Source organism: Streptomyces sp. NPDC047108, from assembly GCF_040643575.1.
Lineage (GTDB): Bacteria > Actinomycetota > Actinomycetes > Streptomycetales > Streptomycetaceae > Streptomyces.
In genome coordinates this window covers 575,728-602,424 of record NZ_JBEYUP010000002.1, presented here as the reverse complement: position 1 = coordinate 602,424, position 26,697 = coordinate 575,728, and the positions used below count along the sequence as shown (strand labels likewise).

The window sequence follows — 26,697 nt, the reverse complement described above, 5'->3', positions numbered from 1 at the left end:
CACGGACGGGGGCGGGCCGCACGCTCTTTTCCGCGCGGCTGCACCGCCACCTACCCCGCGCGCTGATAGCTGAGCGACGCGATCCAGTCGTCGCGGCCCCGGCGGGTGAGGTCGAGAAGATGCCACACCGGGGAGTACAGGTCGATGCCGCGCTGGTCGATGCCGTCGGACATCCTCGGGTGCACCGAGTAGAAGTGGCGCACCGCGCCGTCGCCGTCGCGCGTGAACACCGACACCGTCGCGTCCTGAAGGCCCTCGGCGTCCTCGCTGCCCAGGTCGTACTTGAAGGTGCTCTCTCCGGCGCTGAGCAGGCGCAGGTTCGTCCACCGCCGGTCCCGGGCATGCGCCCGCAGGGCGGGCGGACCGGCCGCGGCGACGCGGCCGGGGCCTGTGAACAGCTCGCTCAGCCGCACGGTCCGCACCGGCGCGTCACCGGCGTCCAGGTCCGCGGGCCTTCCTCGAACCCGTAGTCGTCGACGACGGGGCCCGGCGGCAGCCGACGGCGCAGATCGGCGACGCGTTCGCGATGACGCATCAACTCGATCTCGGCCTGGCGCAGCTCCTCGCGGGCCTTGAGGTAATCGGCCGACTCCTCGGCGAGATGGGTCTGACGCATTGCCGCCTCCTGGGACGACCGGCAGATGGCTGCTGCGTGCCTCCATTCTCCTCTCGCGCGCGGGGGCTGTGCCAGGTGGGCGGCGGAGCGTGCGGGATGCGGACCCACCGTGACCGGCCGCCGTCCGGCGACGGGTGACCGGGCAGCCGTCCGGAGAAACTGCGGGGCCGCGCCCCACACCTATTGAATGACCGTTGCATGTCAACAATCACGGTCAACCGCCTTGTTTTCTGAGGGTGTTGGTGCCCCAATGACACTCGTCACTGACTGTCCATCAGCCTCCGTGGGCGGCAGCCGACGACCATCCCGTTCAACCCCACACAAGAAGGCGGGACCCCATGAAGCGCCGCACTCTCCGCACGGCCACCTTCCTGTCAGGCGCCCTCGCCGCCGGCACCCTCGCCCTGGCGCCCGCGGCCCAGGCCGTCGACCCCACGACGGCGACCCTGGCGTTCGACTGCGGTTCGTTCGGCTCCGGCGAAGCGACCCTCACGGCCACCCAGGACGGCACGGCGGCGACGATCACCGTCTCCACCGGCGCCATCACCGCCCCCATCCCCATCTCGGAGAACTCCGTCAAGTCCACGCTCACCCTGAGCAAGAACGGCTCCGAGACCACCACGTTCACGGGCAACTCCAACCCCGCGATCCCGGCCGGCAGCGCCGTCTCCACCGGGCCGCTGACCGGCACGGTCGCCGCCGGTGACAGCCTCGAGGCGACGTCCCTCACGGTCGTCGTCTTCGGTATCACGGCGACCTGCACCGCGACCTCTCCGCAGAACCCCGGCCCGTTCGTCTTCTGACGCGCCGCGCACGCGGAAGGGGTGCCCCTCAGCTGAGGGGCACCCCTTCTGACCAGCTCATCGGCTGGACCTGCGCGGAGGGTGTGGGATTTGAACCCACGGTGATGTCGCCACCACGACGGTTTTCAAGACCGTTCCCTTAGGCCGCTCGGGCAACCCTCCCTCGCTCCGTCGACCTGCGGCGGAGCGGGGTACAGCCTACCGGCCGCGGGCGGCCGCGCGGGCCGATGGGCCGTGACCGGTCCGGCCGTTGGGGCGGGCTTCGGCCGGAGCGGGGGCTCGGGCCCCGGCCGGAGCGCGGGCGATCAGTGGCGGCGGAGGGCGCGTTCCGGGTGGCAGATGTCGCAGGGGGCGACGTCCGGGTCGTGGAGGAGCGCGAACGCCTCGTCCGTGGTGATACGGCGGTGGGCGGCGCTGGGTTGCCAGCAGTCGCGGCGGTGGAGCCGGCGGCTGGGCCCGTCGATGGTGCGCCAGAGGTTCTCCACCAGGAACTGCCGCCCGGCGACGGCCCCGTTGGTGGGCACCGCGTCGTAGCTCTCGCCCGGGATCGGGGCGACGCGGTGCGCCGGCATGCTGAAGGCGACCGGCGTGGGCTCGGCGACGGTCCGCCCGTCGGGCAGCCGGATGCGGGCCACGAGCACGGCTTCGAGCTCGTACCACCAGCGCCCGTCCCGGGTGCGGGTACGACCGGTGACGATCACGTCGAGCTGCTGCCCGTCGGGCAGAGTTGCCCGGGCCCAGGGGCCCGCCGCGGCGTACCGGTCGTCCACGACGTTCGATTCTAGTTCGAATACCCGGTCCGGTGGGACGCGGGGACCCGGACCACCGCACCGACCCCGGGAGACGCGAACAGAAGGGTGGGGCGCCGGACCAGGTCCGGCGCCCCACCCTCAGGCCGTTCGGCGATACGCCGTCAGCCGGTCAGCTGTCGCCCTCACGGGATCCCAGCGTCACGTTCACCGTCGACGTCTTGCCGCCGCGCTTGTACGTGAGCTTGACCTCGTCACCCGGCTTGTGGGTCCAGATCGTGCTGATCAGGGTCGGGCCGCTGTCGATCACCGTGTCGTCCAGCTTCGTGATGACGTCGCCGGGCTTCAGGCCCGCCTTCGCCGCCGGACCGTTGGGGGTGATGGCGTCGGAGCCGCCGTTGCCGCCCTCCGGGATACGGGCGCCCTCGCCCTGAGCCCGGATGTCGACCTGGACACCGATCACCGGGTAGACCGGCTTGCCCGTCTTGATCAGCGTCTCGGCCACACGCTTCGCCTGGTTGATCGGGATGGCGAAGCCGAGGCCGATGCTGCCGGACTGCTGGGCGCCGTCGCCGCCGAGGCCGTTGCCCGCCGACTGGATCGCGGAGTTGATGCCGATCACGGCACCCTGCGCGTTGAGGAGCGGACCGCCGGAGTTGCCCGGGTTGATCGACGCGTCCGTCTGCAGCGCGCTCATGTACGAGGCGTTGTTGCTGGCGCCGTCGCTGGAGGCGACCGGGCGGTTCTTGGCGCTGATGATGCCCGTGGTGACCGTGCCGGCCAGGCCGAAGGGCGCGCCGATCGCGATGGTCGAGTCGCCGACCGCGGTCCGCTTGTCCGAGTCGCCGAGCGGCAGCGGGTTGAGCTTCGCGTCGTCGGCGTTCTTGAGCTTGAGGACGGCGACGTCGTAGCCCTGCGCCTTGCCGACGACCGCTGCGTCGTACTTCTTGCCGTTGGAGAACGTCGCGGTCAGCTTGCCGCCGTCGGCCGCCGACGCCACCACGTGGTTGTTGGTGAGGATGTGGCCCTGCTTGTCGTAGACGAAGCCGGTGCCGGTGCCGCCCTCTCCCTGGTTGCCCTGCGCCTCCAGGGTCACGACGCTCGGAAGCGCCCGCTGCGCTATGCCGGAGACGGACTTGGGCGAACGGTTGAGCACCTCGGGGTCGCCGGAGGAGGAGACGGTGGTCGAGTCCGAACCGCCGTCACCTCCCGTGGCGAGGATGCCGATGCCGGCGCCGAGACCGCCCGCGAGCAGCGCCGCGGCGACCACGACCGCGATGAACTCGCGGCGGCGGCGCGGCGAGGCACCGCCCGGAGGTACGGATTCCGGCGCGCCGCCGTATCCGCCCCAGCCGCCGTGCCCGCCCGGGCCGGGCGGGGGCGGAGGCCAGCCGGCACCGCCGGCCGGAGCCCCGGGATGGCCGGGCTGCCCCCCATGGGCGCCCGGCTGCTGCTGACCTCCTGGAGGCTGCTGTCCGCCCGGCCCGCCCTCGGCCGCCGACATCGCGGCGGGGTATTGGGCCGTTCGGGCGACGGAGTCGCCGTCCCCGGCACCCACCGGAGGAAGCTGCGCGGTCCGCTCCTCGGGCGCGGGCATCGGGTGGTCCGAGTCCGCCGCGCCGTACGGGGAGCCCTGCGTGGCCGCCTCGGCCGGCGGCACGGCCGGCGGGGCGGGCGGTACGGGCGGCGTGGGCGGCGCGTGCTCCGCACGGTGGGCGGAGTCTGCGGTCGGTGCGCCGGACGCGGACGCGGGCCCGTTGCCCGGCGTCTCGGGCGCCCGCTCCGCGTCACGCGGTGCGGCGGCGCCCTCGTTCTCGGTGCTCACAGCTTTCTCCTCAGGTGCACGTCAGTCGCTCGATCGCGACGTTACGTCAGTATTCATCGGTCACGGCCCACGTAACCCAGTCTCCTTGCCAGCATTTCCCACCGGGCGTCAGAGCGCCGTAAGCAGTGGCGGCGCCTGGACCGCCATCTTTTATCCCGGACGAATCGGACGCATCCGCTGGCTCCCGGTGTGCGGACCTCGCGAGCGGCTTCCCGCCGGGCGGTGGCACCATAACGCGGTGACCTATGCGCATCCGGCCCACGGCCTCCGTCCGGGGCCGCACACGATCTCCGTGGTCGCCCACCGGGGCGCGTCCGAGGACGCACCGGAGCACACGCTGGCCGCGTACCGCAAGGCCATCGAGGACGGCGCCGACGCCCTCGAGTGCGATGTACGGCTCACCGCGGACGGCCATCTCGTCTGCGTGCACGACTGGCGGGTCAACCGGACGTCGAACGGGCGCGGAGCCGTCTCCGCGCTGGAGCTCTCCGATCTCGCCGCCCTCGACTTCGGCTCCTGGAAGCAGGGCGACGCGGTCCGGGAGACGGGCGAGTCCCCGGACTGGGACGAGGGCGGACACCGGGCCCACACCTCCGTGCTCACCCTGGAACGCCTCCTCGAACTCGTCTCCGACGCCGGCCGCCGCGTCGAGCTGGCCGTCGAGACCAAGCACCCGACCCGCTGGGCCGGCCAGGTCGAGGAGCGGCTGCTGCATCTCCTGCGCCGCTTCGGCCTCGACCGCCCGCCGCCCGGGGAGCCATCGGCGGTACGGGTCATGAGCTTCTCGGCCCGCTCGCTGCACCGTGTGAACTTCGGGGCGCCGGACGTCCCCACCGTCTATCTGATGCAGTTCCTCTCGCCGCGCTACCGCGACGGACGCCTGCCGGGCGGCACGCGCATCGCAGGGCCGAGCATGCGGATCCTGCGCAACCACCCCGGGTACGTCGAGCGCGCGCACCGCGCCGGCAACCGCGTCCACGTGTGGACCGTCGACGAGCCGGCGGACGTGGAGCTGTGCCGCCGGCTCGGGGTCGACGCCGTGATCACCAACCGCCCGCGGCAGGTGCTCACCCAGCTCGGCCGGCCGTAGACGCCGGCCCGTGGTCGAGGGTCGTGGAACCCTTGTCGCGAAGATCCGCCGAATCCTCCCCGAACCCTCTCCTGGCCCCAGAAACCGGCCTGTTCATCACAAGGAGTGCACCGGCGCGTTCGATGCGTGTCCGATCGCTGGCTGTGCGCCACGGGATCGCGGTTGGCCGGTTTCCGGTCCAGTCCAGGAGGGCATCCATCCCGTGGCGTGGGGCAAAGGAGGTCTCGGGGGTGGCGTTGGTGGTGGCACAGGATGTGCCGACGTCGTCGATCATGGCCGTACCCCATGGTCCAGCGGGCGTGGGTGTGGCGCGGCGCAGAATGCGCGAGGGGCTCCGTATCGGCGGAGTTCCCGAGTGTGTCGTCGACGACGCCGTCCTCGTACTCTCCGAGCTGCTGAGCAACGCGTACCGCTACGCCCGCCCGCTGCACGGCGGGATGAACGGGGGCGAATCCGACGCGGTGCGCGCCGCCTGGCGCGTGGACGAGTTCGGCCGGCTCACCGTCGAGGTGACGGACGGTGGCGGTCCGACCCGTCCACTTCCGGCCACTCCCTCGGTCACCGCGCGCGGTGGCCGCGGCCTCAACATCATCACCGCACTCGCCCAGGACTGGGGCGTACGGGACAGCGCGGCGGGCGAAGTCACCGTATGGGCCGTCCTCATCGCGTCCCCGCGGCGCGCCGGTATGTCTCCGCGCGTAGGGGTCCCCGTGCTGGACGTCGCCCAACTCCTCGACGGATTCGACCCGTCGCACGGTCTCGACTGACGGGCCCGGCCGGCCGACGACTCACCGGCTGCCCGCTGACGCGCCGGCCCGCGCGCACCCGGCCGTAGCCGCCTCGGCGGCAACCACATGACACCCGGGCGGTACGCGCCGGCGGCACGGCGACAGGGCGCCCGGCTCGCCGAGCACCGCACCCGGCACGGCGAAGGACTAGGCTCAGCGGCCAAGAATCGACGCCGTAACGGAGAAACCGACGCCATGGCCAAGAAGCGCCCTCAGACGAAGGCCAAGACCTCCGGCAGGACCGCTGCCCCCCAGGTCGCCGACGGAGACATTCCGGTCGTCGGCGCGCGCGAGCCCTGCCCCTGCGGTTCCGGCCGCCGCTACAAGGCATGTCACGGACGGGCCGCAGCCCACGCCGTGGCCGAGCTCGTACAGCGCCCCTTCGAAGGGCTGCCGGGCGAGTGCGACTGGGTCGCCCTGCGCGAACTCGTCCCCGCCGCGACCGTGGAACTCAACCTGAAGAGCGGGCTGCCCGAGGGCGTCCCGTCCGTCACGCTCGCCACCGTCCTGCCGATGGCCTGGCCCGCGCTGCGCCGCGAGAACGGCACCGTGCTGCTCGGCCTGCAGAACGACACCGCGTCCGGGGACATCAGCCGCGACATCGCCGACGTGCTGCGGCGCGCCCTGGAGGCGACGCCCGGCAGCCCGGTGGCCGCCGAGCGCGTGCCCGCCGACAGCCCGCGCCTGCAGGACCTGATCGACCCCGACGCTCCGTTCACGCCGGTCGTGCACAGCGGCTTCGAGTTCTGGCTCGAGGACACGGCCGACTCCTCGCCGGAGGTGGCCGCTTCGCTGGAGCGCGCGAACGAGGCCGCGATCCCCACGGCCCGGCTCACCGGCGTGGAGGCGGCGTACTGGTGCCGGACGCCGGAGAAGAACCATCTGCGCTGGGTCATGCCGCACCCCGAGGAGAAGCTGGTCGACGCCCTCTCGCGGCTGCACGCCGCGGGGACGTCGTCGCTGGGCGAACACACCCGCCTCGTCGGCTCGTTCCGGGCCCATGGCCTCGTGGTGCCGGTGTGGGACCTGCCGAGCGCGACGGAGGCGGACGACATCGAGAAGCCCGCGCAGGAGTTCGCGGAGCGGCTGGCCGAGGCGCTGGCGTCCGACGCGCCGCTGACCGCCGACGAGCGGCGGGCGCGCGGCGGTCTCACCAACCGCCAGGTGACGCTGAGCTGACACCGGATGCGGATCCGCCCCCGGCCCCGGAGGGTTCCGCGGCCGGGGGCGGCCGCCTCGGGTGGTACGCCGAAGTGGGCCGGGAGCGGAATGTCCCAGCCCACTTCGGCGCGCGGACGTGACTCTCGTCACAACTGCCCCTACTGAGCGGTAAATCGGGGCCCTGATATCCGCGATTGAATTTGCGAATGGCGGATCTCTTGTTACGGTTCTGGAAGCCCGGTCGCTGGTGCATCCCCCGTCGCCAGCGACCGGGCCTTTCCGTACCCGGACACCGGCCGGTGCCTCAACCCGCCTCGGTTTCCGGGGCGTTGCTTCCCGAGCGCAGCAGCAGCCGGTCCGAGTCCGGCGACACGATCTCCGCCACCGCTCCGTACACCGGGCTTTGCGACAGCTCACGCTCCGCGCCACGCGCCCTGTCCCGTGCGGGAGTTGCGAGGGAGGCCGTTCCCGTCCCGCGCGGGGTCTCGCACGTCCCCGGCTCGTCCTCGGCCTTCAGCGTGCACCGCACCTGTACGGTCCGGCCGTCCGGGCGCATGAGGCTGAGGACGGCGCGCAGCGCTCGCCCCGTCGCGTTGCGGTAGTACGTGCGCCCCCACGTGTCGCCGTCCTCGCTCTGGACGCACGTCTGCGCCTCGAGCCCTTCGGGGGAGGTGAGTTCGGGGCCGCAGCGGGAGGTTCCGCCGATCTGGAGCTCGGACAGCAGCCCTGCCGTTCCGCGAGCCGCCGCGGGCGAGCCGGCGCCCTTGCCTTCGACCGGCCCGCGGGCCTTCTCGTCGCCCTTCCGCTCCGGGGCGGCCGAGAGCGAGAACGACGGTGCGGCGGGCGGGGCTTCAGGCCGTGAACCGTGCTCGCCCAGCCCCACAGGACCGGCCGACGCGGCGGCCAGCGGGAGGACGGCGGTGAGAACGACGGCGCCGACGAGGGCGGCGGTCCGGAGGTTCGACCCGTGCGGATTCGGCGTCTGCTCCATGAGGACCTACCTGCAACTCGCTGAGAACGCTTGACGGCAGGCCGAACATATCGGTCAGAGCGGGGCTCTCCGGATGGGCGCGGGCGTTTCCCGTACAACTCCGCCCGGCTCGTACCCGTACGAGTGAACGCACGTCGGAGCCGGCGCGGAGTGCGCCTCGGGGCCGCGGCGGAGCGGCAGTTCGGGCCGCTCCTCGCGAGCGCCCGGCAGAAGGCCGGCGGGCGGGTTCGTGCCCCCCACGGGCACCCGCCCCGGCGACCTCCCGCCTGTCAGTAGGCGAGGCGGCTTCCCCCGCCGGGAGCGCGGGTGCTCGCCTCGACCAGCGCGTCCACGACCGTGGCGACATCGGGCAGCCAGGGCGTGTCCCCGGCCTCCGCGGAACGCTTCTTCGCCGCGGCCTTCCCCAGGCGCCTGCCGGAGGCGGGAGCTTCGGCGCGCACCTCCGATGCGGGCTGCGGCTCGCGCTCCCAGCGCACCAGGCCGAGGCCGGTCTGCGAGGGCGGCAGGACCACGTAGCCGCCGTCGCCGTGGAAGCGCAGCGAACCGGGCACCCACTCCTGCTGGTGCAGCAGTTCGCCGAGCACCTCCAGGGAGTACGGCGCCACGAGGATCGACCAGCGGGTCGGGGTCGCCACGACCGGACCGATCCGGACGCCCATGGCGTCGAGGTCCGCCAGCGCCTGCGACGCCGCCACCGCCGGCAGGCTCACGGCGCAGGGCGCGCGCCCGCCTGTGGCCAGCACGATGGGCGCCTTGGGGCGGTTCTCCCACCACCAGCGCACCATCCGCCCGTCGGTCGTGGCCGCGAGCAGTCCGGGGTCGAAGGGGTGGGCACCGGGCACCACGCAGTCCGGGTGCGGACAGGCGCAGTCGTACGCGCCGCTCCCGCCGGGCTGGAGCCCCACGCCCGGGAGGACCGGCCACTGCCACGCGGTGGCGCAGGTGAGCGCCGCCGTGAGCAGGTCCGGCTTCCCGCTGCGCCTACGCCTGGGCAGGAGCCTGCGTCGCCTTCCGAGGATCTCGCGCATGTGCGCTCGTTCCTTTCCGCTAAACGCCGAGGGTGGGGTTCGCCCCGCCGGAGGCAGGGAGATCCAACGCGTTCTCACACGCGCTGTACCGGTGTACCGCCACCGGAGGTACGGGTTTACCTAGTGCACCGATCTCTGTGCCGTCGAACTGCAGGGCAGTACGTGGCGCTCCACGAGGCCGTTCAGATCGTTCACGCCATGTGGATCATTCGTCACTGCGCGTTCTCAGCAGCGCATCACGTCGCGGGCCGGGCGTGGGACATGGCGGGGGGTGGCGCATGCATGGCGCTTACCGTCCTGAACTGCTCCCCCTGCTTGCGGCAGGGACCCCACGCCGAATCGGGGACGGGTGCCGTTGCCGACTAGGACGCTCGAGGTCGCCGCGAGGTTCCGGGGCGGCCCCCAACTGCCCCTGCCCTTCTCCGAGTACGTACCCAGCTCGATGGAGGTGACGCGTTGTGGATTGCCTTCAGTCGAGCGTAAATCGGCAGGAGCGAGGCGGTTTTTCAGCCAAGTTAGGGAACCTCGCAGACACCAACAAGCCCGTCGGCACAGTGCTGGACACACCCCAGGCCTGCGTGTAGATGTGGAGGCATTGGTAGCGGCGCAGCATGACATGGGGGTTTGTGATGCTCTTGCGAAGAATGCAACGCCTGGACAGTCCCGCCACACCGCCCAAAGAAACGCCGCCATTCAGAACAAATGGGACAGACAAAGAGGGGGGCACCCCCTCAGGACCGGCGACACGACGCACCAGCCCGGGAAGTTGCCGGCCATGAAACCCCACCATGCAGCGAAAGTGGCTGGAATCGATTCGGTTCTTTCCAGCTCCTCGCATAATGCTGCCCCCGCCGACCAGTCCGCCCGGCATCGGGCCGAGCCCGCCGAGGACGTATCCCCCGCCGTGCAGGACATCAGCCCTGTCGACCAGCTCGCCGCCGTCCAGGACCGCCTCGCCGGCTGGATCTCCGACCTCACCACGCTGCACGAGCTGACCGAGCGCCTCGCCCGCATCAGCACCCTCGACGCCGCCCTGCACGAACTGCTGCGCGCCGGAGCCGCCCTCGTCGGCGCCCAGCGCGGACTGATCGTCCTCCGGCCCGCCGACGGCCAGGGCCCCGAGACCACCGTCGGCCTCGGACTCGGCCCCGCGGAACTCGGCACGATCGAGACCATCCCCCGCAGCGCCGCCTCGTACGGTCGCATCCTCGACGGTCTTCCCGAGCAGGACGGCGGCACCCGCACCGAGGTCGCCCACCCCGATCTGCGCAACGAGCCGGATCTCGACCCCCGTCAGCGTGAGGTCGCCGCCCGCCTCGGCTACGCCGCCAGCTACGCCATCCCGCTCGCCACCGAGAGCGCCGGGCGCCTCGGCGCCGCGGTATGGCTCTACGACGAGCCGACCGAGCCCGTCGAGCGCCAGCGCCATCTCGTCGGCCTCTACACCGACTACGCCACCGAGCACCTCGCCCGAGAGCTGGAACTGGCGCGCGCCCGCGCGACCGCCGACACCCTCCGCGAGGAGCTGCTGCCGAGCCGGCTGCCCCGCATCCCGGGAGTGCGCCTGGCCGTACGGCACCGCACGGGCCCGCGCGGCGGCGGCGACTGGTACGACGCGCTGCCGCTGCCCGAGGGCGCCCTCGGCCTCGCCGTCGGCAGCGTCACCGGCTCCGGGCCCAGCGCCGTCGCCGCCATGGGCCGGCTGCGCGCCTCGCTCCGGGCGTACGCGGTGATGGAGGGCGAGGACCCGGTCGCCGTGCTGTCCGACCTCGAACTGCTGCTGCGGCTGACCGAACCCGCCCGGTCGGCCACCGCGCTCTTCGCGTACTGCGAGCCGTCCGGGCTCACGCCGGACGGGGGCGGCGCCCGGCACGTCGTGCTCGCCGGGGCCGGCCACTGCCCGCCGCTGATCATCGGGGACCACCGCGCCGAGTTCGTGGAGACCTCGCTGTCCGCGCCGCTCGGGATGCTCTCCTGCTGGGAGGCGCCCAGCGTCGAGTTCGACGTCGAACCCGGCGAGACCGTGCTCGCGTACAGCGACGGACTGCTGCATCGCACCGGCGAGCCGATGGACCGTGCCTTCGCACGGCTGCACGCGGCCGCGGCGAGCGTGCCCGCCGCCCTGCGCGACGATCCGGACGCCATCGCCGACCACGTGCTGCACGCCGTCCTGCCGGACGGCAAGGACGCGATGGACGACCCGGAGGACGTGGTCCTGCTCGCCGCACGCTTCGACGAGGTCTGAGCCGGGCGGTCCGGGCCCTGCCGCCCGGGACCGCATGGCTGGTCAGGCACTCTCCGGCTGTGTTCCCTCCGCCCATACCATGAGGGGGATCCCACTCGAGGAGGATGCCGTGACCGACCAGCCCGCGCCCGAGAACCCCGAAGGCGACGAGCCGATCAAGCAGCGGAAGAACGGCCTGTACCCAGGCGTCTCCGACGAGCTTGCCGAGAACATGAAGAGCGGCTGGGCCGACACCGAGCTGCGCGACCTGCAGCCGATCGAGCAGGCCCCGTACGCCGCCCGCCGCCGTGCCGCGCTCTCCGCGCGGTTCCCCGGCGAGCGCCTGGTCATCCCTGCGGGCAACCTCAAGACGCGGTCGAACGACACCGAGTACCCCTTCCGTGCCGCGACCGAGTACGTGCACCTGACCGGTGACCAGACCCAGGACGGCGTGCTCGTCCTGGAGCCGTCCGGCGACGGCCACGACGCGATGCTCTACCTGCTGCCCCGCTCCGACCGCGAGAACGGCGAGTTCTGGCTCGACGGCCAGGGCGAGCTGTGGGTCGGCCGGCGGAACAGCCTGTCCGAGGCGGAAGCGCTCCTCGGCCTGCCCGCCCGGGACGTGCGCAAGGCCGCCGAGGAACTGAACGCCCTCAGCGGCCCGGTCCGTCTCGTCCGCGGCCACGACGCCGGGCTCGAAGCGGCCCTCACGGAGAAGCTGGACGCGCGGCGCGACGAGGAGCTGCGCGTCTTCCTCAGCGAGCTGCGCGCGGTCAAGGACGAGTACGAGATCGGCCAGCTCCAGGCGGCCGTCGACTCCACCGTCCGCGGCTTCGAGGACGTCGTGAAGGTCCTCGACAGGGCCGAGGCCACCTCCGAGCGCTACATCGAGGGCACCTTCTTCCTGCGCGCCCGCGTGGAAGGCAACGACGTCGGCTACGGCTCCATCTGCGCCTCGGGCCCGCACGCCACGACCCTCCACTGGGTCCGCAACGACGGCCCGGTCCGGTCCGGCGACCTGCTCCTGCTGGACGCCGGTGTGGAGACCCGCACCCTCTACACCGCGGACGTCACCCGCACCCTGCCGGTCAACGGCCGCTTCAGCGAGGTCCAGCGCCGGATCTACGACGCGGTGTACGAGGCGCAGGAGGCCGGCATCGCGGCGGTCAAGCCGGGCGCCAAGTACCGCGACTTCCACGACGCCTCGCAGCACGTGCTCGCCACCCGGCTCGTGGAGTGGGGTCTCGTCGAGGGCCCGGTGGAGCGGGTGCTCGAACTCGGTCTGCAGCGCCGCTGGACCCTGCACGGCACCGGCCACATGCTCGGCCTGGACGTGCACGACTGCGCTGCCGCCCGTACCGAGGCCTACGTGGACGGCGTGCTGGAGCCGGGCGTGGTCCTGACCGTCGAGCCGGGCCTGTACTTCCAGGCCGACGACCTGACGGTGCCGGAGGAGTACCGCGGCATCGGCGTCCGGATCGAGGACGACATCCTCGTCACCGCGGGCGGCAACCGGAACCTCTCGGCCGGGCTGCCGCGCGCCGCCGGCGAGGTCGAGGCGTGGATGGGCCGCCTGAAGGGCTGACGCGCACGCGGGCTGGGGCGTCCCGGGTCCTCTCCGGACTCAGGACGCCTTCAGCAGCGCGTCCTCACGCCACTTGAGGATCTTGTCGAAGCTCACCACGGCGCCCTGGCCGGGGCGGTTGCGGAAGTCGACGTGGTCGGCGAGCGCCTCGATCAGCCACAGCCCGCGCCCGTGCTCGCGGTCCGCGTCCACCGGGACGGGCACGACGGGCGGGGGCGGGGGAACCGCCGACCGCAGGGACGTGCCCTGGAGTACGCGCCCGATGGGGAACCCGGGGCCCGAATCGGTCACCTCGATACGGCACTTGTCTCCGTCGAGATAGGCGATCACGCGATACGCCCCGGACGATCCGTCCGCCGACGGGTCCCCTCCGTGCTCGACGGCGTTCGCGCAGGCTTCGGTGAGGGCGAGGGAGAGATCGTAGGAGATGTCGGGGTCGACCCCGGCCGCTTCCATCGTGCCGAGCAGGAGCCTCCGTGCGAGCGGGACGCTCGCAGCTTCTCGCCGCAGATGGAGCGACCACCAGATGCTCATGCTTCAGCCTCCAGGCTGCGGCTCGACATACGGATACGTATTGCCGTCCAAGCCGGTACATAAGCGCGGGATTGATGTGACTACGCTCATTCGGCGGATGTGCGGCGTCAGGCTGCCGGTGTAAGGCAACGGGACGTTCCCGCGGAATCCACCCCTGCCGTAGGAAACGGGTGACCCCGGTGCGATGATGGCGCGGCCATGTCCGCCCACCCTTCAGGCGGCCGGCTCCGCGCAGGGGGCAGCGCGCCCCGGACTGCGGTCGCACGGGCCGGCACCGATCTGCGACTGCTGCGGGCCGCGGTGTTCGCCGCGGTCTGCCTCGTGCTGTCCGCCGCCGGACACGTCCTGGCGTCGTGCACGGGAGTGCCGCTGTGGGCCCTGGCCACGGGATTCCTCGCGGTGTTCGCCGCTGCCGTGCCCATGGCCGGGCGTGAGCGGACGCTCCCCGGGATCGCGGGCGGACTCGCCGTGGCGCAGCTCGCGTTGCACGGCCTCTTCTGGCTCGCGCAGCAGCTCGCCGCGTCTCCGCAGCTCGCGGCCGCGCGTCCCCGCAAGCTGTCCGACGGCGCGCTGATCGCCCTCGCGGTACGGATCGTGTGCGGCGGCGACGGCGTGCCGCCGCGGCTGAACGCCGAGCAGGCGCGGTGGATCGTCACCGCGTCCGGCATCGCCCCGTCGGGACGACTGCCGCACGGCTCGGGCACGGGCGGCCACTCCGCCCACGCGATGGGCGAACACGCCGCGGCCCAGCACGCCTCCGGCGCCCTGGACCCGTCCGCGGCCGCCTCCCCTCTCCCCTCCCTCGGGGACGTTCCGCTGCCCTCCCTGCCGATGCTGCTGGCGCATCTGCTCGCCGCCGTCGCGCTGGGTCTGCTGCTGCGGCGCGGCGAGCAGGCGCTGTTCAGGTTGGTCCGGCTGTCGGCGCGCGGCGTCGCGGACGGGGTGGCCGAGGGGGTCGCGGAAGGGGCGCTCGTACGGTCGCTGCGCGCCGCGCTCACGCTCGTACGCGCCCTGCGGGCCGGACTGCCCGGGGCGCCCGGGGGGTTGCCGCCGGCCGCAGGTGTCGGGCCCGAGGCCGGGAGGGCCGGGCCGCGGTGCCCGGCGCTCGCGCACTCCGTGGGACGGCGAGGTCCGCCGCGTCGCGTCCTCGCGGCCTGAGCGCATCACGACACTCGACACCGGCAACCCGGCACAGACCCGGGCAGATCCGTCGGCTTCACCTGGTGTCGCGTCCTCGCCGCACGCGCACCGTCCCGCCGATCCCCTCTGCCTTGTGGAGTGTCCCCAGCATGAAGATCTCTCGCGTTCCCGTCGTCGGCGCCGTCGCCGCCGGTACCGTCCTGCTTGCCGCCGGTCCCTGCTTCGCTCACGTCAGCGTGCAGCCCGGCGAGGCCGAGAAGGGCGGCTACAGCACCATCGCCTTCAAGGTCCCCAACGAGCGCGACAACGCCTCCACCACCAAGCTCGAGGTCAACCTCCCGACCGACCACCCGCTGGCCTCGGTCATGCCGCAGCCCGTGCCGGGCTGGGACGTGAAGGTCACCAAGTCCAAGCTCGACAAGCCGCTCGAGATGCACGGCGAGAAGATCACCGAGGCCGTCTCCAAGGTCACGTGGACCGCGAAGAGCGACGGCAAGATCAAGCCGGGCCAGTTCCAGCAGTTCCCGCTCTCGGTCGGCCAGCTCCCCGAGGACGCCGACCAGTTGGTGTTCAAGGCCCTCCAGACGTACGACAACAAGGAGGTCGTGCGCTGGATCGAGGCGCCCAAGGAGGGCGGCGAGGAGCCGGAGAACCCCGCGCCGGTCCTCAAGCTGACCGCGCCCGCCGAGGGCGAGGGCGGCCACAGCCACGGCGGCTCGGACGACGCCAAGTCCGGCGAGCAGAAGGCCGGTGACGACCACGAGGGCGAGCACGGCTCCGGGGCGAGCGAGGCCGCGGCGGGCGACAGCAGCGACACGACGGCCCGGACGCTCGGCATCGTCGGCATCGTCGTGGGCGTGGCGGGCGTCGCGTTCGGCGTCCTCGCCGGCCGCCGCCGCTCCGCCTGATCCGCCCGATCCGGCGTTCACGCCGGACCGAACCGACCGTACCGACCAGACTTCTCCGGGACTTCAGATCCATGCGTACTTCCAGCGTGCTCGCCGCCGCGTTCGCCGCGGCGGCGGCACTGACCCTGACCGCGTGCGGAAGCGGTGACGACGGCGGCGACCCCGCCGCCGGTGCCTCCGCGCCCGCCCCAAGGACCGCGACCGTCCTCGACCAGCCGTTCAAGAAGCCCGACCTCGTCCTGACGGACACCAAGGGCAAGAAGTACGACCTGATCGAGCAGACCAAGGGCCACCCGACCCTGCTCTACTTCGGCTACACCAACTGCCCCGACGCATGCCCGTTCACGATGAGCAACATCGACATCGCGCTGCGGAAGCTGTCGCCTGCCGATCGGAAGGAGCTGCGGGTCGTCTTCGTCAGCTCTGACCCGCAGCACGACACCCCGAAGCGGCTCGGGGAGTGGCTCAAGCAGCAGAACCCTTCCTTCATCGGGCTCACCGGTGACTTCGACACCATCCAGGCGGGCGCCCGTACCGTGGGCATCTACCTGGACAAGCCGAAGAAGCAGAAGGACGGCACCTGGTCCTCCTCGCACGGCACCCAGGTCCTGGCCTATCTGCCCCAGGACGACAAGGCGCACGTCCTCTACAGCAAGGACGCCACGGCAGAGGACTACGGCAAGGACCTGCCGAAGATCGTCAAGGGGAAGACGCCGTGAACCGGCGGACCACCGGCCTCGCCGGGGCGCTGGCGGTCACGGCCGCCCTCGCCCTGTCCGGATGCTCGGGTTCCGGTTCCGGAGCGGGTGCCGAGCTGAAGGCCGAGGGCGCCTACGTGCCCCAGCCTGTCATGGCCGACATGGCGAGCGGCTACCTCGTCCTGCGGAACAGCGGGGACGCCGAGGACCGGCTCACCTCGGTCACCAGCGACCTCTCGGACGACGTGACGATGCACCGGACCACGGGCGGGAGCATGGAGCGGGTCGACTCCCTCAAGATCCCGGCCGGTGGGGAGCTGAAGCTCGAACGGGGCGGCAGCCACCTGATGTTCATGAAGCTGAAGCACAAGCCGCAGAAGGGCGAAAAGGTGTCCGTACGCCTCACCTTCGCCGAGTCCGATCCGATCGAGCTCGACGTCCCCGTCGAGGCGACCGGCTTCGCACCACGGAAATGAGGGACTGACATGCCGGCCGCCGCCTCCTCCCCGGTCCCGCTCTCCCCGCTCCCGCCGTCCACCGTCCCGCGGCACACGCCGCCGGCCGGGCGGCGCAGCGGGCGTTCCGCGGCCGTGGCGCTGCTGCTCCTGGTCGCGACCGTGTTCGGCGCACTGCTCGCCGGGGCCTCCCCCGCCTCGGCGCACGCCGCGCTGATCACCAGCGATCCGAGGCAGGGGGCGGTGGTCGCATCGGCGCCGGAGGAGGTCACGCTCACATTCTCCGAAGGCGTCGCGCTCTCCGACGACGCGATCCGCGTGCTCGACCCGGACGGCAAGCGCGTCGACACCGGGGACGTACGCGACCTGAGCGGCGGCAAGGTCGTGAAGTACGGCGTCGGGCTCAAGTCCGGGGTTCCGAACGGCACGTTCACGGTCGCCTGGAAGGCGGTCTCCGCCGACAGCCACCCGGTGGCGGGCGCGTTCACCTTCTCCGTCGGCGCCCCCTCGGAGACCTCGGTCGCGCTCCCGCAGGAGCAGGGCGGGGGCGGCGTGGTCGGCGTCCTCTACGGGATCGCGCGGTACGCGGCGTACGCGGGGTTCGTCCTGCTCGTGGGCGGCGCGGCGTTCGTGCTGGCCTGCCGTCCGCGGGCGGCGGGCCGGCGGCCGGTGCAGCGGCTGGTCGTACAGGGCTGGGCTCTGCTCACCGGCTCCACCATCGCGCTGCTCCTGCTCCGCGGCCCGTACACCGGCTCGGGCCGGCTCGCCGACGTCGTCGACACGGGCGGGCTGCGCGCGGTCCTGGAGAGCAAGCCGGGAGCGGCGCTGGCCTCGCGCCTGATGCTGCTCGGGATCGCCGCGCTCTTCGTCGCGGTGCTCTTCGGGGCGTACGCGCAGCGCAGGAACGCCGAGGAGCGCAAGGACCTCGGCTTCGGCCTGGGCGTGGGCGGGGCGGTGATCGCGACCGGACTCGCCGCGACCTGGGCCATGGCCGAACACGCCTCCACCGGCATCCAGTCGGGCGTGGCCATCCCCGTCGACATCGTGCATCTGCTCGCGGTCGCGGCCTGGCTGGGCGGGCTCACGGCCCTGCTCGTGACGCTCTTCACGGAGCCGACGGTCGAGCGGTCCGCGGTGCGGCGCTTCTCGCGGCTGGCGTTCGTGAGTGTGGTGGTGCTGGCGGCGACGGGCGTGTACCAGTCGTGGCGGCAGGTCGGCTCGTGGTCGGGCCTGACGTCGACGTCGTACGGGCGGTTGCTGCTCGTCAAGGTCGGCCTCGTGGTCGTGCTGATCGGCGTCGCCGCGCTGTCGCGGCGCTGGACGGCGCGGCTTACGGAGGCGGCCCCGGCCGAGGAGGAGGACGGCGGAGCGCCGGACTCCGGCGGCGACCGTTCGGGCGCGAAAAGCTCCGAGGGCTCGGGCGAAGACTCAGGGAAGAGCGACTCGGACGGGGGGACCGTCGGCAACGGCGACGGTGAGGGAGGGGACGACCGGGGCCGCACCGACGACGGTGAGCCCGTAGCCGTAGCCGTAGCCGTAGCCGCCGACGCCCGCCGCACCGCCCAGCTCGAACGCCAGCGGACCGCCCGCCTCACCGCGCTCCGCAAGCGGGCACGCGACGCCGACCCGGAGCGCTCCGGACTGCGCCGCTCCGTCCTCGTCGAAACAGCGGTCGCGGTCGTTCTGCTGGCCGTGACGACGGCGCTGACCAGCACCGAGCCCGCCCGTACGGAGGAGGCGGTACGAGCGGCGAGCGGCGCGCAGGGGGAGCAGGCCCAGCGCAAGGTCTCGCTGCGGATGCCGTTCGACACCGGGGGCGAGGACGGCAAGGGGACCGCCAAGATCGAACTCGACCCCGCGGGCAACCTCCTCGACGTCTGGCTGAACCGGCCCAACGGCAGGCCGCTCGACGTCCCCGAGGTGAAGGTCGCGTTCACGCTCGAGGCCGAGAAGCTCGGCCCTCTGCCGGTGCAGCCGCCGAAGGCCGAGACGGGTCACTGGGCGGCGAACGGCGTCCAGATCCCGATGCCCGGCGAGTGGGAGGTCGCGCTGACCGTACGCACCTCGGACATCGACCAGGTGACCGTGACCAAGAAACTGAAGATCGGCTGATGGCGGACCACGGCAACGACACCCCCGACACGACGAAGCGCGGCGGCGCCACAGCCCGTACCGGCGCGCCCGGACACGCCCCCGGACACGCCCCCGGGCAGGGCCCCGGAGACGCGTCACACGGCGCGTCCCCCGCGCCGGCCCTCTCCCGCCGGCGGCTGCTCGGCACCGCGGGCGCGGCCGGCGCCGCCGGGCTCGCCGTCGGCGCCTCGGGCGGCGTGCTCGGGGCGGCCATGGCGGACGGCGAGGCCCCGGCCGCGCTCGCGACCGTCGGCTCGACGGCCGCCGCGTTCCACGGCCGCCACCAGTCGGGCATCACCACGCCGCTGCAGTCCCGCGGGCACCTCCTCGCGTTCGACCTGGCACCCGGCACGGGCCGCAAGCAGGCGGCCGCACTGCTGCGCCGCTGGTCGAGGACGGCCGCGGAGCTGATGGCGGGCCGGGCCCCGGCGGACGACACCGGGGTCGCCCTCGACGCGGGCCCCTCCTCCCTGACGGTGACGTTCGGCTTCGGCCGCAGCTTCTTCGACCGCACGGGGCTGACGGCGCAGCGCCCGGTGGCCCTGGAACCGCTGCCGGACTTCTCCTCCGACGTGCTGGACCGGGCGCGCAGCAACGGCGACCTGTGGGTGCAGATCGGCGCGAACGACGCCCTGGTCGCCTTCCACGCGCTGCGCGCGCTGCACAAGGAAGCCGGGGACGCGGCACGCCTGCGCTGGCAGATGAACGGCTTCAACCGCTCGCCCGGAGTCACCTCCCGGCCGATGACGGCCCGGAACCTGATGGGCCAGATCGACGGCACGAGGAACCCCAAGCCGGAGGAGAAGGACTTCGACCGGCGGATCTTCGTGCCGTCGGGCGGGGAACCGGCGTGGATGGCGGGCGGTTCGTACGCCGTCGTGCGGCGGATCCGGATGCTGCTGGACGACTGGGAGAAGGAGCCGGTCGCGCGGCAGGAGCAGGTCATCGGGCGTCGGAAGGCGGACGGCTCCCCGCTGTCCGGCGGCACCGAGACGACCCCCATGGACCTGGAGCGGACCACCGCCGACGGCCGCCCGGTGATCCCGGCGAACGCACACGCGCGGATCGCCTCCCCGGAGACCAACGGCGGAGCGGCGATGCTGCGCCGCCCCTTCTCGTACCACGACGGCTTCCGGGACGACGGCTCCCCGGACGCCGGACTGCTGTTCGTCTGCTGGCAGGCGGATCCCCTGAAGGGCTTCATTCCGGTGCAGCGGAAGCTGGACCGCGGGGACGCGCTGTCGCGCTTCATCCGGCACGAGGCGAGCGGTCTGTACGCGGTGCCGGGCGGCTGCGAGCCCGGCGAGTACGTGGGGCAGCGGCTGCTCGAGGCGTGAGACGCGGCACGGGGCGCCGATCCGCGCGGCTACGCTGGTCGGCATGTCAGCGAGCCGCTACACCTTCCTCGGACCCGAAGGCACCTTCACGGAAGCCGCTCTCCGTACGCTGCCGGAGGCGGCCACCCGCGAGCTGACTCCGATGGTCTCGGTGCCGGCCGCGCTGGACGCCGTACGGTCCGGGGACGCGGCGGCGGCGCTGGTGCCGATCGAGAACTCGGTGGAGGGCGGGGTCACCGCGACCCTCGACGAGCTGGCCACAGGCGAACCGCTGATGATCTACCGCGAGGTGCTGCTGCCGATCGCCTTCGCCCTGCTCGTACGCCCCGGGACCGCGCTCACGGACGTGAAGACGGTGACCGGGCACCCGGTCGCGCAGCCGCAGGTGCGCAACTGGCTGGCGGCGAACCTGCCGCGCGCGCAGTGGGAGTCGGCGGCGTCGAACGCGGACGGGGCGCGGCTGGTGCAGGAAGGGCGCTACGACGCGGCGTTCGCGGGCGAGTTCGCGGCCCCGCGGTACGGCCTGGAGCCCCTGGTCACCGACATCCACGACGCGCACAACGCGGCGACCCGCTTCGTGCTGGTCGGCCGCCCGGCGCGGCCCGCGGCCCGTACCGGCGCCGACAAGACCTCCGTGGTGATCTGGCTGGGCGACGACCACCCGGGCGCGCTGCTGGAACTGCTCCAGGAATACGCGGCGCGCGGGGTGAACCTGATGCGCATCGAGTCACGGCCGACGGGCGAGGGCATCGGCCGCTACTGCTTCTCGGTGGACTGCGAGGGGCACATCGCGGACCGGCGGGTGGGCGAGGCGCTGATGGGGCTGAAGCGGATCTGCCCGAACGTGCGCTTCCTCGGCTCGTACCCGCGTGCGGGGGTGAGCCCGTCGGAGGTGCAGGCGCTGCGGCACGGGACGTCGGACAGCGAGTTCACGGCGGCCTCGGACTGGCTGAACCGCTGCATCGACGGACGGGCCTGAGGGCCCTTCGGGCCCCCGGAGCCCACGGCTGAGCGGGCGGTCGTTCACACCCTGTGGGGACGCGGTGGAGTTATCCACGAAAGTTATCCACAGGCTCGACTCCCAGGCTGGGGACAAGTCGACACGGCGAGCCGACATCATCGACAAATCCCCCCACAACCCACAGGACCGCCCACAGGGCGTCAGATCGCCCGTCGTCACCCCCATTCCCCTGACCCATCCCTGTGGGTGAGGACTTTGGCATCATTGCCACCCGAACGAGGGTGTGACCAAGGTTTGCGTGGGGAATTCTTCGCCCTGCACCACGACGGACGGAATGATCAATTCCAGCATCCACAGATCTTCCTCACAGCCTGTGGATAAACCGCCGCGCGACCGAGCCCCCTGTGGACAACCCGGCCGCAACACGGCCCCAACTCCCCCTCCGCACAAGGGAAGTGGGTCAGCACGCGTGACGCGCGTGCCCCTATTCAGCGAATGGCGACCGAATTATTGACGTCCGGCTCCACGGAAATGCATGAATGCCTCAAAACGGTCAAAATGGTGCGTACGGGAATTGGGAGTCGAGGGGTGGCAGTGCACACCGGTAGCCTGGTGGGGTGATTGACCTTCGTCTGCTCCGTGAGGACCCCGACCGTGTCCGCGCGTCCCAGCGCGCCCGTGGAGAGGACGTCGCGCTCGTCGACTCACTGCTCTCCGCCGACGAGCGGCGCAGGTCGTCCAGCGTCCGCTTCGACGAGCTCCGAGCCGAGCAGAAGTCGCTCGGCAAGCTGATCCCCAAGGCCTCGGGCGACGAGAAGGCCGAACTCCTGAAGAAGGCAGGCGAGCTGTCGGCCGCGGTGAAGGCCGCCGACGCCGAGCAGGACGAGGCCGCCGCGGAGACCCAGCAGCTGCTGCGCAAGCTCGGCAACCTCGTGCACCCCGAGGTCCCGGTGGGCGGCGAGGAGGACTTCACCGTCCTGGAGACCGTCGGCACCGCGCGCGACTTCGCGACCGAGGGCTTCGAGCCGAAGGACCACCTCGAACTCGGCCAGCTCCTCGGCGCCATCGACGTCGAGCGCGCCGCCAAGGTGTCGGGTTCGCGCTTCTACTACCTGACGGGTGTCGGCGCGCTGCTGGAGCTCGCCCTCGTCAACGCCGCCATCGCACAGGCGACGGAGGCGGGCTTCATCCCGATGCTCACCCCGGCGCTGGTCAAGCCGCACGCCATGGAGGGCACGGGGTTCCTCGGCCAGGCCGCCGAGAACGTCTACCACCTGGAGAAGGACGACCTCTACCTGGTCGGCACCTCCGAGGTCCCGCTCGCCGCGTACCACATGGACGAGATCATCGACGCGAACCGGCTGCCGCTGCGGTACGCGGGCTTCTCGCCCTGCTTCCGCCGCGAGGCCGGCTCGTACGGCAAGGACACCCGCGGCATCTTCCGGGTGCACCAGTTCGACAAGGTCGAGATGTTCTCCTACGTCACGCCGGAGGACGCGGAGGCCGAGCACCAGCGGCTGCTGGAGTGGGAGAAGCAGTGGCTGACCGGCCTGGAGCTGCCCTTCCAGGTCATCGACGTGGCCACGGGCGACCTGGGCTCCTCGGCCTCGCGCAAGTTCGACTGCGAGGCGTGGATCCCGACGCAGGAGAAGTACCGCGAGCTGACGTCGGCCTCGAACTGCACCGAGTTCCAGGCCCGCCGTCTGTCGGTGCGGATGCGCGACGGCAAGCACGTACGCCCGCTGGCGACGCTCAACGGCACGCTCTGCGCGGTGCCGCGGACCATCGTCGCGCTGCTGGAGAACCACCAGCAGGCCGACGGGTCCGTCCGCGTCCCGGCGATGCTGCGCCCGTACCTGGGCGGCCGTGAGGTGCTGGAGCCGGCGGGCAGGTGAAGGCCGACGGCTCCGCCTCGCTCCCGTACCGGCTGATAGCCACCGATCTCGACGGCACGCTGCTGCGCGGCGACGAGACGATCTCGCCGCGCTCGCGCGACGCGCTGGCCGCGGTGACGGCGGCGGGCGCGGCGCACATCGTGGTCACGGGGCGGGCCGTGCCGTGGGCCCGCCACATCCTCGACGACCTCGGCTACCGGGGTCTCGCGGTGTGCGGTCAGGGCGGCCAGGTCTACCACGCGGGCGAGCACCGGCTGCTGACGTCCGTGACGCTCGACCGCCGGCTCGCGGAAGTGGCGCTCGCCAAGATCGAGGCGGAGACCGGCCCGCTCGCCCTGGCCGCGAGCCGCGACGGCCTCCGGGGCGAGGTGCTGACGGGCCCCGGCTACCGCCTGCACGGGGGCCCGTTGCCCGTGACGTCCTTCGACGACCGCGCCGACCTGTGGTCCGCCCCGCTGAACAAGATCTACATCCAGCACCCGGACCTGGACGACGACACACTGGCCCGCGCGGCGGCCGAAGTGGCCGGGCAGCTGGTGGGCGTCACGGTGTCGGGCACGGGCATCGTCGAACTGCTGCCGCTCGGACTGACCAAGGCCCGGGGCCTTTCCCTCGCCGCCCGCCGCCTCGGCATGAAAGCCGCGGACACGATCGCGTTCGGCGACATGCCCAACGACGTCCCCATGTTCCGATGGGCGGCGTACGGCGTGGCCATGGCCAACGCGCACCCCGACCTCAAGGCCGTCGCCGACGAGGTCACCGCCTCGAACGAGGACGACGGGATCGCGGCGGTCCTGGAACGGCTTCTGGCCGAGGCGGTCTGAGGGACCGTCTCCGCGCATCTCGTGTTCGCGCGACGTGACTAGTACGCCTGTCCGATCGTTGTCCATGATGCGTGGAGGCAACGAGAGTTCGAGGCGTCGTAGAGCATGTGAAGTGGCGGATTGCCGGGCGACGGAACCGGTCATTTGAGTACGTGGCACACGTGAGCAGCTTCCGCTCCTGGTCCCTGGATACGGGCGTTCCCCAACCGTTTCCGGCATGAGTGGAGGGCATTTCCATGCCACCCGAATCCGCATTGCTCGAGTCGCGCGCCCTGCGTGACAGCCTCACCGAACGCACCGGCGTCCTCGAAAAGGTCAAGGCGCCGGCGATGCTGCCCGACGGGCTGCATGTCACGACCCGTATGGTCGCGGCCTACTTCGAGGTCTCGGAGGACGTGATCCGTCAACTGGTCGCGCGCCATCGACCTGAGCTCACCGTCAACGGACTGATCACGCTGCACGGCTCTGACCTGCACCGATTTAAGCGTGACATCATGTCACGCTATCCGCGGGCGAGTTATCCACAGGCTCGGTCCAATCTCACCCTGTTCACCCGCCGGGCGGTTCTCAACGTCGCGATGCTGCTGCGCGACAGCGAGGTCGCGCGGCGGGTGCGCACCTATCTCCTCGATACCGAGGAGACGTCCCGCACATCCGGCCATCCCGCCGCCGGATACGTGTCATTGGAGGCGCTCGTCGGCGATGCGGCGTCGAAGGCCGCGGAGCGGATCGTGCAGGGGCCGATCGGCGATCGGCTCACCGCCGTCGAGACGGGCCTCGGCGAGGTCGGGTCGGCGCTGCGCGAGCTGGGGCCTGTGATCGCCGGGATCTCCGTCCGCCTGGAGCGGATCGACCAGCGGCTCGACGCCACGAACCGCGTCGTGTGCGCCATGAGCGAGCGGCTGTCCGGTCTCGGCGAGGACATGAAGGATGTGCGGCACGACGTGTCCGTCCTCGGCCGGGACGTCGCCGAGTTGAAGCAGCGCTCCCGCCGCCCAGGCCATGGGCGGAGCAGGGGCAGGTGACCTGACGGACGAACGGGGGCCCTCGTCGGCTTCCGCCGTCGTCACCAGCCTCGAGCGCATCGGTGGAGCATCCTCCGGTGCTCTGACTGCGGCTCGTTGAAGGGGCCGACGAGGCCCTTTCACACGAGAGTTGTCCACAGGGCGGGCACCCTCCTCTGGGTTCACCCGCCAGGGCTGATTCTCAACGTGGTGCTGCCCGGGTCCTCGTGAGAGGCCCGGGCAGCACCCTTCCGTTCGGAGCGGGCTGGTTACTCCTCGCCCGCCAGCGTCAACGCGCGGAGCTTCTGGCCCGCGAAGAGCGTGGCGAGCACCGTCACCGCCGCCAGCAGCGTCGCGGCGAGCGGGAGTCCGACGTCCGAGGTGACCAGGGATCCGCCCGCCGTCTTCTCGGCCAGGGCCAGGGCCCACTGCTGGACGCTGAGGGTGCGGGCGCCCGGGACCAGGTTGCCGAAGAGCGTCTCCCACACCAGGGCGTAGACCAGTCCGATGACCACGGCGTGCCGGGTCAGCGTGCCCAGCAGCAGGAACAGCGCCGCGTACGCCACCGATGCCGCCATGGCGGCGACCGTGTAGGCGAGGGCGATCTGCTGGCTGTTGCCGTTGAGCAGGAAGCCCGCGATGAGGGTCGGGATCGCCGAGAAGGCGATGGTGACCCCGATGGCGACGATCAGCTTGGTGAAGATGATCGTCGGTCGCTTCACCGGCTTGGCGAGCAGATAGACGATCGAACCGTCGTCGATCTCCGGACCGATCGAGCCCGTCCCCGCGATGACGCCGATCAGCGGCACCATGGTCGCCAGCGCGAAGCCGCCGAGGACATTGGCAGCGGTCTGGTCGTCCGCGCCGCCGAGCAGGCGGACGAGCAGCGAGATCGCCATCATCAGGGCGGGGAGCAGGAAGAGGATCAGCGCTCGGCGGCGGCCGAGCACGGCCCGGTACGTGAGCCGGGCGACCGTGGGGTTGTACATCGGTTCAGGCTCCTTCAGGCCGCGACGAGATAGGAGAAGACGCTCTCGAGGGACTCGTCGGAGGGCGAGACCGTCAAGAGCCTGATGCCGTGCTGACGGGCGACCCGCGGCAGCAGTTCGGTGAAGCGCGGGAAGTCCACGGCCTGGATGCGCAGCGCCTGCTCCGTGACGTCGACCTCGATGCCCGCCGTCGACGGGTCGGCGATCAGCGCGGCGGCGAGCGCACGGTCGTCGCTGGAGCGTACGAGGTAGCGGTGCGGGCGGTCGGTCATCAGGCGGCGGATCCGGCGGAAGTCGCCGGAGGCCGCGTGCCGCCCGGCGACGACGACCTCGATGTGGGAGGCGAGTTGCTCGACCTCCTCCAGGATGTGCGAGGAGAACAGGACCGTGCGGCCGTCCTCGCCCATCCAGCGCAGCAGGTCCATGAGCTGCATGCGCTGCCGCGGGTCCATGCCGTTGAACGGTTCGTCGAGCAGCAGCACGGACGGCTCGTGGACCAGTGCCGAGGCCATCTTCACGCGCTGCCGCATGCCCTTGCTGTACGTAGCGATCTTCCGCTTCTCGGCGTACTCCATCTCGACGGTGGCCAGCGCCTTCCGCGCGGCGGCACCCGGGTTGGGCAGGCCGTGCAGTTCGGCGTTGGCCAGGACGAACTCGTGGCCGGTGAGGAAGTCGTACATCGCCTCGCGCTCGGGGACGATGCCGATCTGCCGGTAGACCTGCTCGTTGCGCCAGACCGGGGCACCGTCCAGGGTGACGGAGCCCGTGGAGGGGGCGAGGAAGCCGCCCATCATGTTGATGAGGGTGGACTTCCCGGCACCGTTGGGGCCGAGCAGCCCCGTGACGCCGGGGCCGATGCTCATCGTGATGTCGTTGACGGCGACGACGTTCCCGAACCAGCGGGACGCGTGATCGATGCTCAGAGTGGTCATGGGCGCGGCCCATTCTTCAGAAGGGTG

25 protein-coding genes and 1 tRNA gene are annotated in these 26,697 nt (G+C 72.0%); 16 read left to right on the top strand and 10 right to left on the bottom strand.

Annotated elements, in window-relative coordinates; genetic code table 11:
* Positions 1-50: 50 nt before the first annotated feature.
* Together ABZ822_RS07785 and ABZ822_RS07780 are read right to left on the bottom strand one after the other, a co-directional pair.
* Positions 51-413 (bottom strand): DUF899 family protein, encoded by a 363-nt coding sequence (locus tag ABZ822_RS07785; RefSeq protein WP_360848446.1) that lies wholly within the window; start codon positions 411-413, stop codon positions 51-53.
* Positions 404-616, bottom strand: a complete 213-nt coding sequence (locus ABZ822_RS07780; protein WP_360848443.1) for a DUF899 family protein — start codon at positions 614-616, stop codon at positions 404-406. The genes ABZ822_RS07785 and ABZ822_RS07780 overlap by 10 nt, the downstream gene beginning before the upstream one ends.
* Positions 617-954: 338 nt before the next feature.
* On the opposite strand from ABZ822_RS07780, the gene ABZ822_RS07775 reads away from it, so the two are divergent.
* Complete coding sequence (locus ABZ822_RS07775) at positions 955-1,419, top strand: hypothetical protein (RefSeq protein ID WP_360848435.1); 465 nt, start codon at positions 955-957, stop codon at positions 1,417-1,419.
* Between the two features lie 75 nt (positions 1,420-1,494).
* Here the strand turns inward: ABZ822_RS07775 and ABZ822_RS07770 are convergent.
* The 3 genes from ABZ822_RS07770 to ABZ822_RS07760 form a co-directional block, all read right to left on the bottom strand.
* Positions 1,495-1,581 (bottom strand) — tRNA-Ser (locus ABZ822_RS07770).
* 143 nt (positions 1,582-1,724) lie between these two features.
* Entirely contained in the window at positions 1,725-2,189 is a 465-nt protein-coding gene (locus tag ABZ822_RS07765; protein WP_360848432.1) for a DUF6233 domain-containing protein, read from the bottom strand.
* 151 nt (positions 2,190-2,340) lie between these two features.
* Positions 2,341-3,993 (bottom strand): trypsin-like peptidase domain-containing protein, encoded by a 1,653-nt coding sequence (locus tag ABZ822_RS07760; protein ID WP_360848429.1) that lies wholly within the window; start codon positions 3,991-3,993, stop codon positions 2,341-2,343.
* A 238-nt stretch (positions 3,994-4,231) separates the two neighbouring features.
* Here ABZ822_RS07760 and ABZ822_RS07755 point away from each other — a divergent pair, with 238 nt between their 5' ends.
* From ABZ822_RS07755 to ABZ822_RS07745, 3 genes are all read left to right on the top strand, one after another.
* Positions 4,232-5,083 carry a glycerophosphodiester phosphodiesterase gene (locus ABZ822_RS07755; protein ID WP_360848426.1) on the top strand — a complete coding sequence of 284 codons (852 nt, stop codon included), beginning with the start codon at positions 4,232-4,234 and terminating at the stop codon, positions 5,081-5,083.
* Between the two features lie 122 nt (positions 5,084-5,205).
* Positions 5,206-5,850: an ATP-binding protein gene (locus ABZ822_RS07750; protein WP_360848423.1), complete on the top strand. Its 645-nt coding sequence runs from the start codon at positions 5,206-5,208 to the stop codon at positions 5,848-5,850.
* A gap of 216 nt (positions 5,851-6,066) precedes the next feature.
* Positions 6,067-7,050 (top strand): DUF5926 family protein, encoded by a 984-nt coding sequence (locus ABZ822_RS07745; RefSeq protein WP_360848420.1) that lies wholly within the window; start codon positions 6,067-6,069, stop codon positions 7,048-7,050.
* A gap of 286 nt (positions 7,051-7,336) precedes the next feature.
* Here ABZ822_RS07745 and ABZ822_RS07740 read toward each other — a convergent pair whose 3' ends face one another.
* Positions 7,337-8,023: a hypothetical protein gene (locus tag ABZ822_RS07740; RefSeq protein WP_360848417.1), complete on the bottom strand. Its 687-nt coding sequence runs from the start codon at positions 8,021-8,023 to the stop codon at positions 7,337-7,339.
* A 269-nt stretch (positions 8,024-8,292) separates the two neighbouring features.
* Positions 8,293-9,051 carry a bifunctional DNA primase/polymerase gene (locus ABZ822_RS07735; protein ID WP_360848414.1) on the bottom strand — a complete coding sequence of 253 codons (759 nt, stop codon included), beginning with the start codon at positions 9,049-9,051 and terminating at the stop codon, positions 8,293-8,295.
* A gap of 775 nt (positions 9,052-9,826) precedes the next feature.
* On the opposite strand from ABZ822_RS07735, the gene ABZ822_RS07730 reads away from it, so the two are divergent.
* Together ABZ822_RS07730 and ABZ822_RS07725 are read left to right on the top strand one after the other, a co-directional pair.
* Positions 9,827-11,296 (top strand): PP2C family protein-serine/threonine phosphatase, encoded by a 1,470-nt coding sequence (locus ABZ822_RS07730; protein WP_360848412.1) that lies wholly within the window; start codon positions 9,827-9,829, stop codon positions 11,294-11,296.
* 109 nt (positions 11,297-11,405) lie between these two features.
* The gene (locus ABZ822_RS07725; RefSeq protein ID WP_360848409.1) at positions 11,406-12,860 is read left to right on the top strand and encodes an aminopeptidase P family protein; all 1,455 of its coding nucleotides are present in this window, start codon (positions 11,406-11,408) and stop codon (positions 12,858-12,860) included.
* 39 nt (positions 12,861-12,899) lie between these two features.
* Here ABZ822_RS07725 and ABZ822_RS07720 read toward each other — a convergent pair whose 3' ends face one another.
* Complete coding sequence (locus ABZ822_RS07720) at positions 12,900-13,394, bottom strand: ATP-binding protein (protein WP_360848406.1); 495 nt, start codon at positions 13,392-13,394, stop codon at positions 12,900-12,902.
* A 198-nt stretch (positions 13,395-13,592) separates the two neighbouring features.
* Here ABZ822_RS07720 and ABZ822_RS07715 point away from each other — a divergent pair, with 198 nt between their 5' ends.
* The 10 genes from ABZ822_RS07715 to ABZ822_RS07670 all read left to right on the top strand — a co-directional run bounded on the left by ABZ822_RS07715 (position 13,593) and on the right by ABZ822_RS07670 (position 24,770).
* The gene (locus tag ABZ822_RS07715; protein WP_360848403.1) at positions 13,593-14,552 is read left to right on the top strand and encodes a hypothetical protein; all 960 of its coding nucleotides are present in this window, start codon (positions 13,593-13,595) and stop codon (positions 14,550-14,552) included.
* Positions 14,553-14,683: 131 nt separating this feature from the next.
* Positions 14,684-15,442 carry a YcnI family protein gene (locus ABZ822_RS07710; RefSeq protein WP_360848400.1) on the top strand — a complete coding sequence of 253 codons (759 nt, stop codon included), beginning with the start codon at positions 14,684-14,686 and terminating at the stop codon, positions 15,440-15,442.
* 71 nt (positions 15,443-15,513) lie between these two features.
* The gene (locus ABZ822_RS07705; RefSeq protein WP_360848397.1) at positions 15,514-16,161 is read left to right on the top strand and encodes an SCO family protein; all 648 of its coding nucleotides are present in this window, start codon (positions 15,514-15,516) and stop codon (positions 16,159-16,161) included.
* Positions 16,158-16,616 (top strand): copper chaperone PCu(A)C, encoded by a 459-nt coding sequence (locus ABZ822_RS07700; protein WP_360848394.1) that lies wholly within the window; start codon positions 16,158-16,160, stop codon positions 16,614-16,616. Before ABZ822_RS07705 ends, ABZ822_RS07700 begins: the two co-directional genes overlap by 4 nt.
* Positions 16,617-16,625: 9 nt before the next feature.
* A complete protein-coding gene (locus ABZ822_RS07695) occupies positions 16,626-18,707 on the top strand; it encodes a copper resistance protein CopC (protein WP_360848391.1) in 2,082 nt (693 codons plus the stop codon).
* Positions 18,707-20,065 (top strand): iron uptake transporter deferrochelatase/peroxidase subunit, encoded by a 1,359-nt coding sequence (efeB, locus tag ABZ822_RS07690; RefSeq protein ID WP_360848388.1) that lies wholly within the window; start codon positions 18,707-18,709, stop codon positions 20,063-20,065. Before ABZ822_RS07695 ends, efeB begins: the two co-directional genes overlap by 1 nt.
* A gap of 43 nt (positions 20,066-20,108) precedes the next feature.
* On the top strand, positions 20,109-21,044 hold the full coding sequence (gene pheA, locus ABZ822_RS07685; RefSeq protein ID WP_360848385.1) for a prephenate dehydratase: 936 nt from the start codon (positions 20,109-20,111) through the stop codon (positions 21,042-21,044).
* A 599-nt stretch (positions 21,045-21,643) separates the two neighbouring features.
* Positions 21,644-22,921, top strand: coding sequence for a serine--tRNA ligase (serS, locus tag ABZ822_RS07680; RefSeq protein ID WP_360848382.1), 1,278 nt, complete (start codon positions 21,644-21,646; stop codon positions 22,919-22,921).
* Positions 22,918-23,745, top strand: coding sequence for an HAD family hydrolase (locus ABZ822_RS07675; protein ID WP_360848379.1), 828 nt, complete (start codon positions 22,918-22,920; stop codon positions 23,743-23,745). The genes serS and ABZ822_RS07675 overlap by 4 nt, the downstream gene beginning before the upstream one ends.
* Positions 23,746-23,981: 236 nt before the next feature.
* Complete coding sequence (locus ABZ822_RS07670; RefSeq protein WP_360848376.1) at positions 23,982-24,770, top strand: hypothetical protein; 789 nt, start codon at positions 23,982-23,984, stop codon at positions 24,768-24,770.
* A gap of 248 nt (positions 24,771-25,018) precedes the next feature.
* Here ABZ822_RS07670 and ABZ822_RS07665 read toward each other — a convergent pair whose 3' ends face one another.
* Both ABZ822_RS07665 and ABZ822_RS07660 read right to left on the bottom strand, forming a co-directional pair.
* A complete protein-coding gene (locus ABZ822_RS07665) occupies positions 25,019-25,738 on the bottom strand; it encodes an ABC transporter permease (protein ID WP_360848373.1) in 720 nt (239 codons plus the stop codon).
* Positions 25,739-25,752: 14 nt separating this feature from the next.
* Positions 25,753-26,670: an ABC transporter ATP-binding protein gene (locus ABZ822_RS07660; protein ID WP_360848370.1), complete on the bottom strand. Its 918-nt coding sequence runs from the start codon at positions 26,668-26,670 to the stop codon at positions 25,753-25,755.
* Between the last annotated feature and the right edge of the window lie 27 nt (positions 26,671-26,697).

Excerpts from the sequence above, each read along its gene's own strand:
- ABZ822_RS07780 (WP_360848443.1), bottom strand. The coding sequence starts at position 616 with ATGCGTCAGACCCATCTCGCCGAGGAGTCGGCCGATTACCTCAAGGCC.
- ABZ822_RS07775 (WP_360848435.1), top strand. The coding sequence starts at position 955 with ATGAAGCGCCGCACTCTCCGCACGGCCACCTTCCTGTCAGGCGCCCTC.
- ABZ822_RS07750 (WP_360848423.1), top strand. The coding sequence starts at position 5,206 with ATGCGTGTCCGATCGCTGGCTGTGCGCCACGGGATCGCGGTTGGCCGG.
- ABZ822_RS07745 (WP_360848420.1), top strand. The coding sequence starts at position 6,067 with ATGGCCAAGAAGCGCCCTCAGACGAAGGCCAAGACCTCCGGCAGGACC.
- ABZ822_RS07740 (WP_360848417.1), bottom strand. The coding sequence starts at position 8,023 with ATGGAGCAGACGCCGAATCCGCACGGGTCGAACCTCCGGACCGCCGCC.
- ABZ822_RS07735 (WP_360848414.1), bottom strand. The coding sequence starts at position 9,051 with ATGCGCGAGATCCTCGGAAGGCGACGCAGGCTCCTGCCCAGGCGTAGG.
- ABZ822_RS07730 (WP_360848412.1), top strand. The coding sequence starts at position 9,827 with ATGAAACCCCACCATGCAGCGAAAGTGGCTGGAATCGATTCGGTTCTT.
- ABZ822_RS07720 (WP_360848406.1), bottom strand. The coding sequence starts at position 13,394 with ATGAGCATCTGGTGGTCGCTCCATCTGCGGCGAGAAGCTGCGAGCGTC.
- ABZ822_RS07715 (WP_360848403.1), top strand. The coding sequence starts at position 13,593 with ATGTCCGCCCACCCTTCAGGCGGCCGGCTCCGCGCAGGGGGCAGCGCG.
- ABZ822_RS07710 (WP_360848400.1), top strand. The coding sequence starts at position 14,684 with ATGAAGATCTCTCGCGTTCCCGTCGTCGGCGCCGTCGCCGCCGGTACC.
- ABZ822_RS07705 (WP_360848397.1), top strand. The coding sequence starts at position 15,514 with ATGCGTACTTCCAGCGTGCTCGCCGCCGCGTTCGCCGCGGCGGCGGCA.
- ABZ822_RS07695 (WP_360848391.1), top strand. The coding sequence starts at position 16,626 with ATGCCGGCCGCCGCCTCCTCCCCGGTCCCGCTCTCCCCGCTCCCGCCG.
- efeB (WP_360848388.1), top strand. The coding sequence starts at position 18,707 with ATGGCGGACCACGGCAACGACACCCCCGACACGACGAAGCGCGGCGGC.
- pheA (WP_360848385.1), top strand. The coding sequence starts at position 20,109 with ATGTCAGCGAGCCGCTACACCTTCCTCGGACCCGAAGGCACCTTCACG.
- ABZ822_RS07670 (WP_360848376.1), top strand. The coding sequence starts at position 23,982 with ATGCCACCCGAATCCGCATTGCTCGAGTCGCGCGCCCTGCGTGACAGC.
- ABZ822_RS07665 (WP_360848373.1), bottom strand. The coding sequence starts at position 25,738 with ATGTACAACCCCACGGTCGCCCGGCTCACGTACCGGGCCGTGCTCGGC.
- ABZ822_RS07660 (WP_360848370.1), bottom strand. The coding sequence starts at position 26,670 with ATGACCACTCTGAGCATCGATCACGCGTCCCGCTGGTTCGGGAACGTC.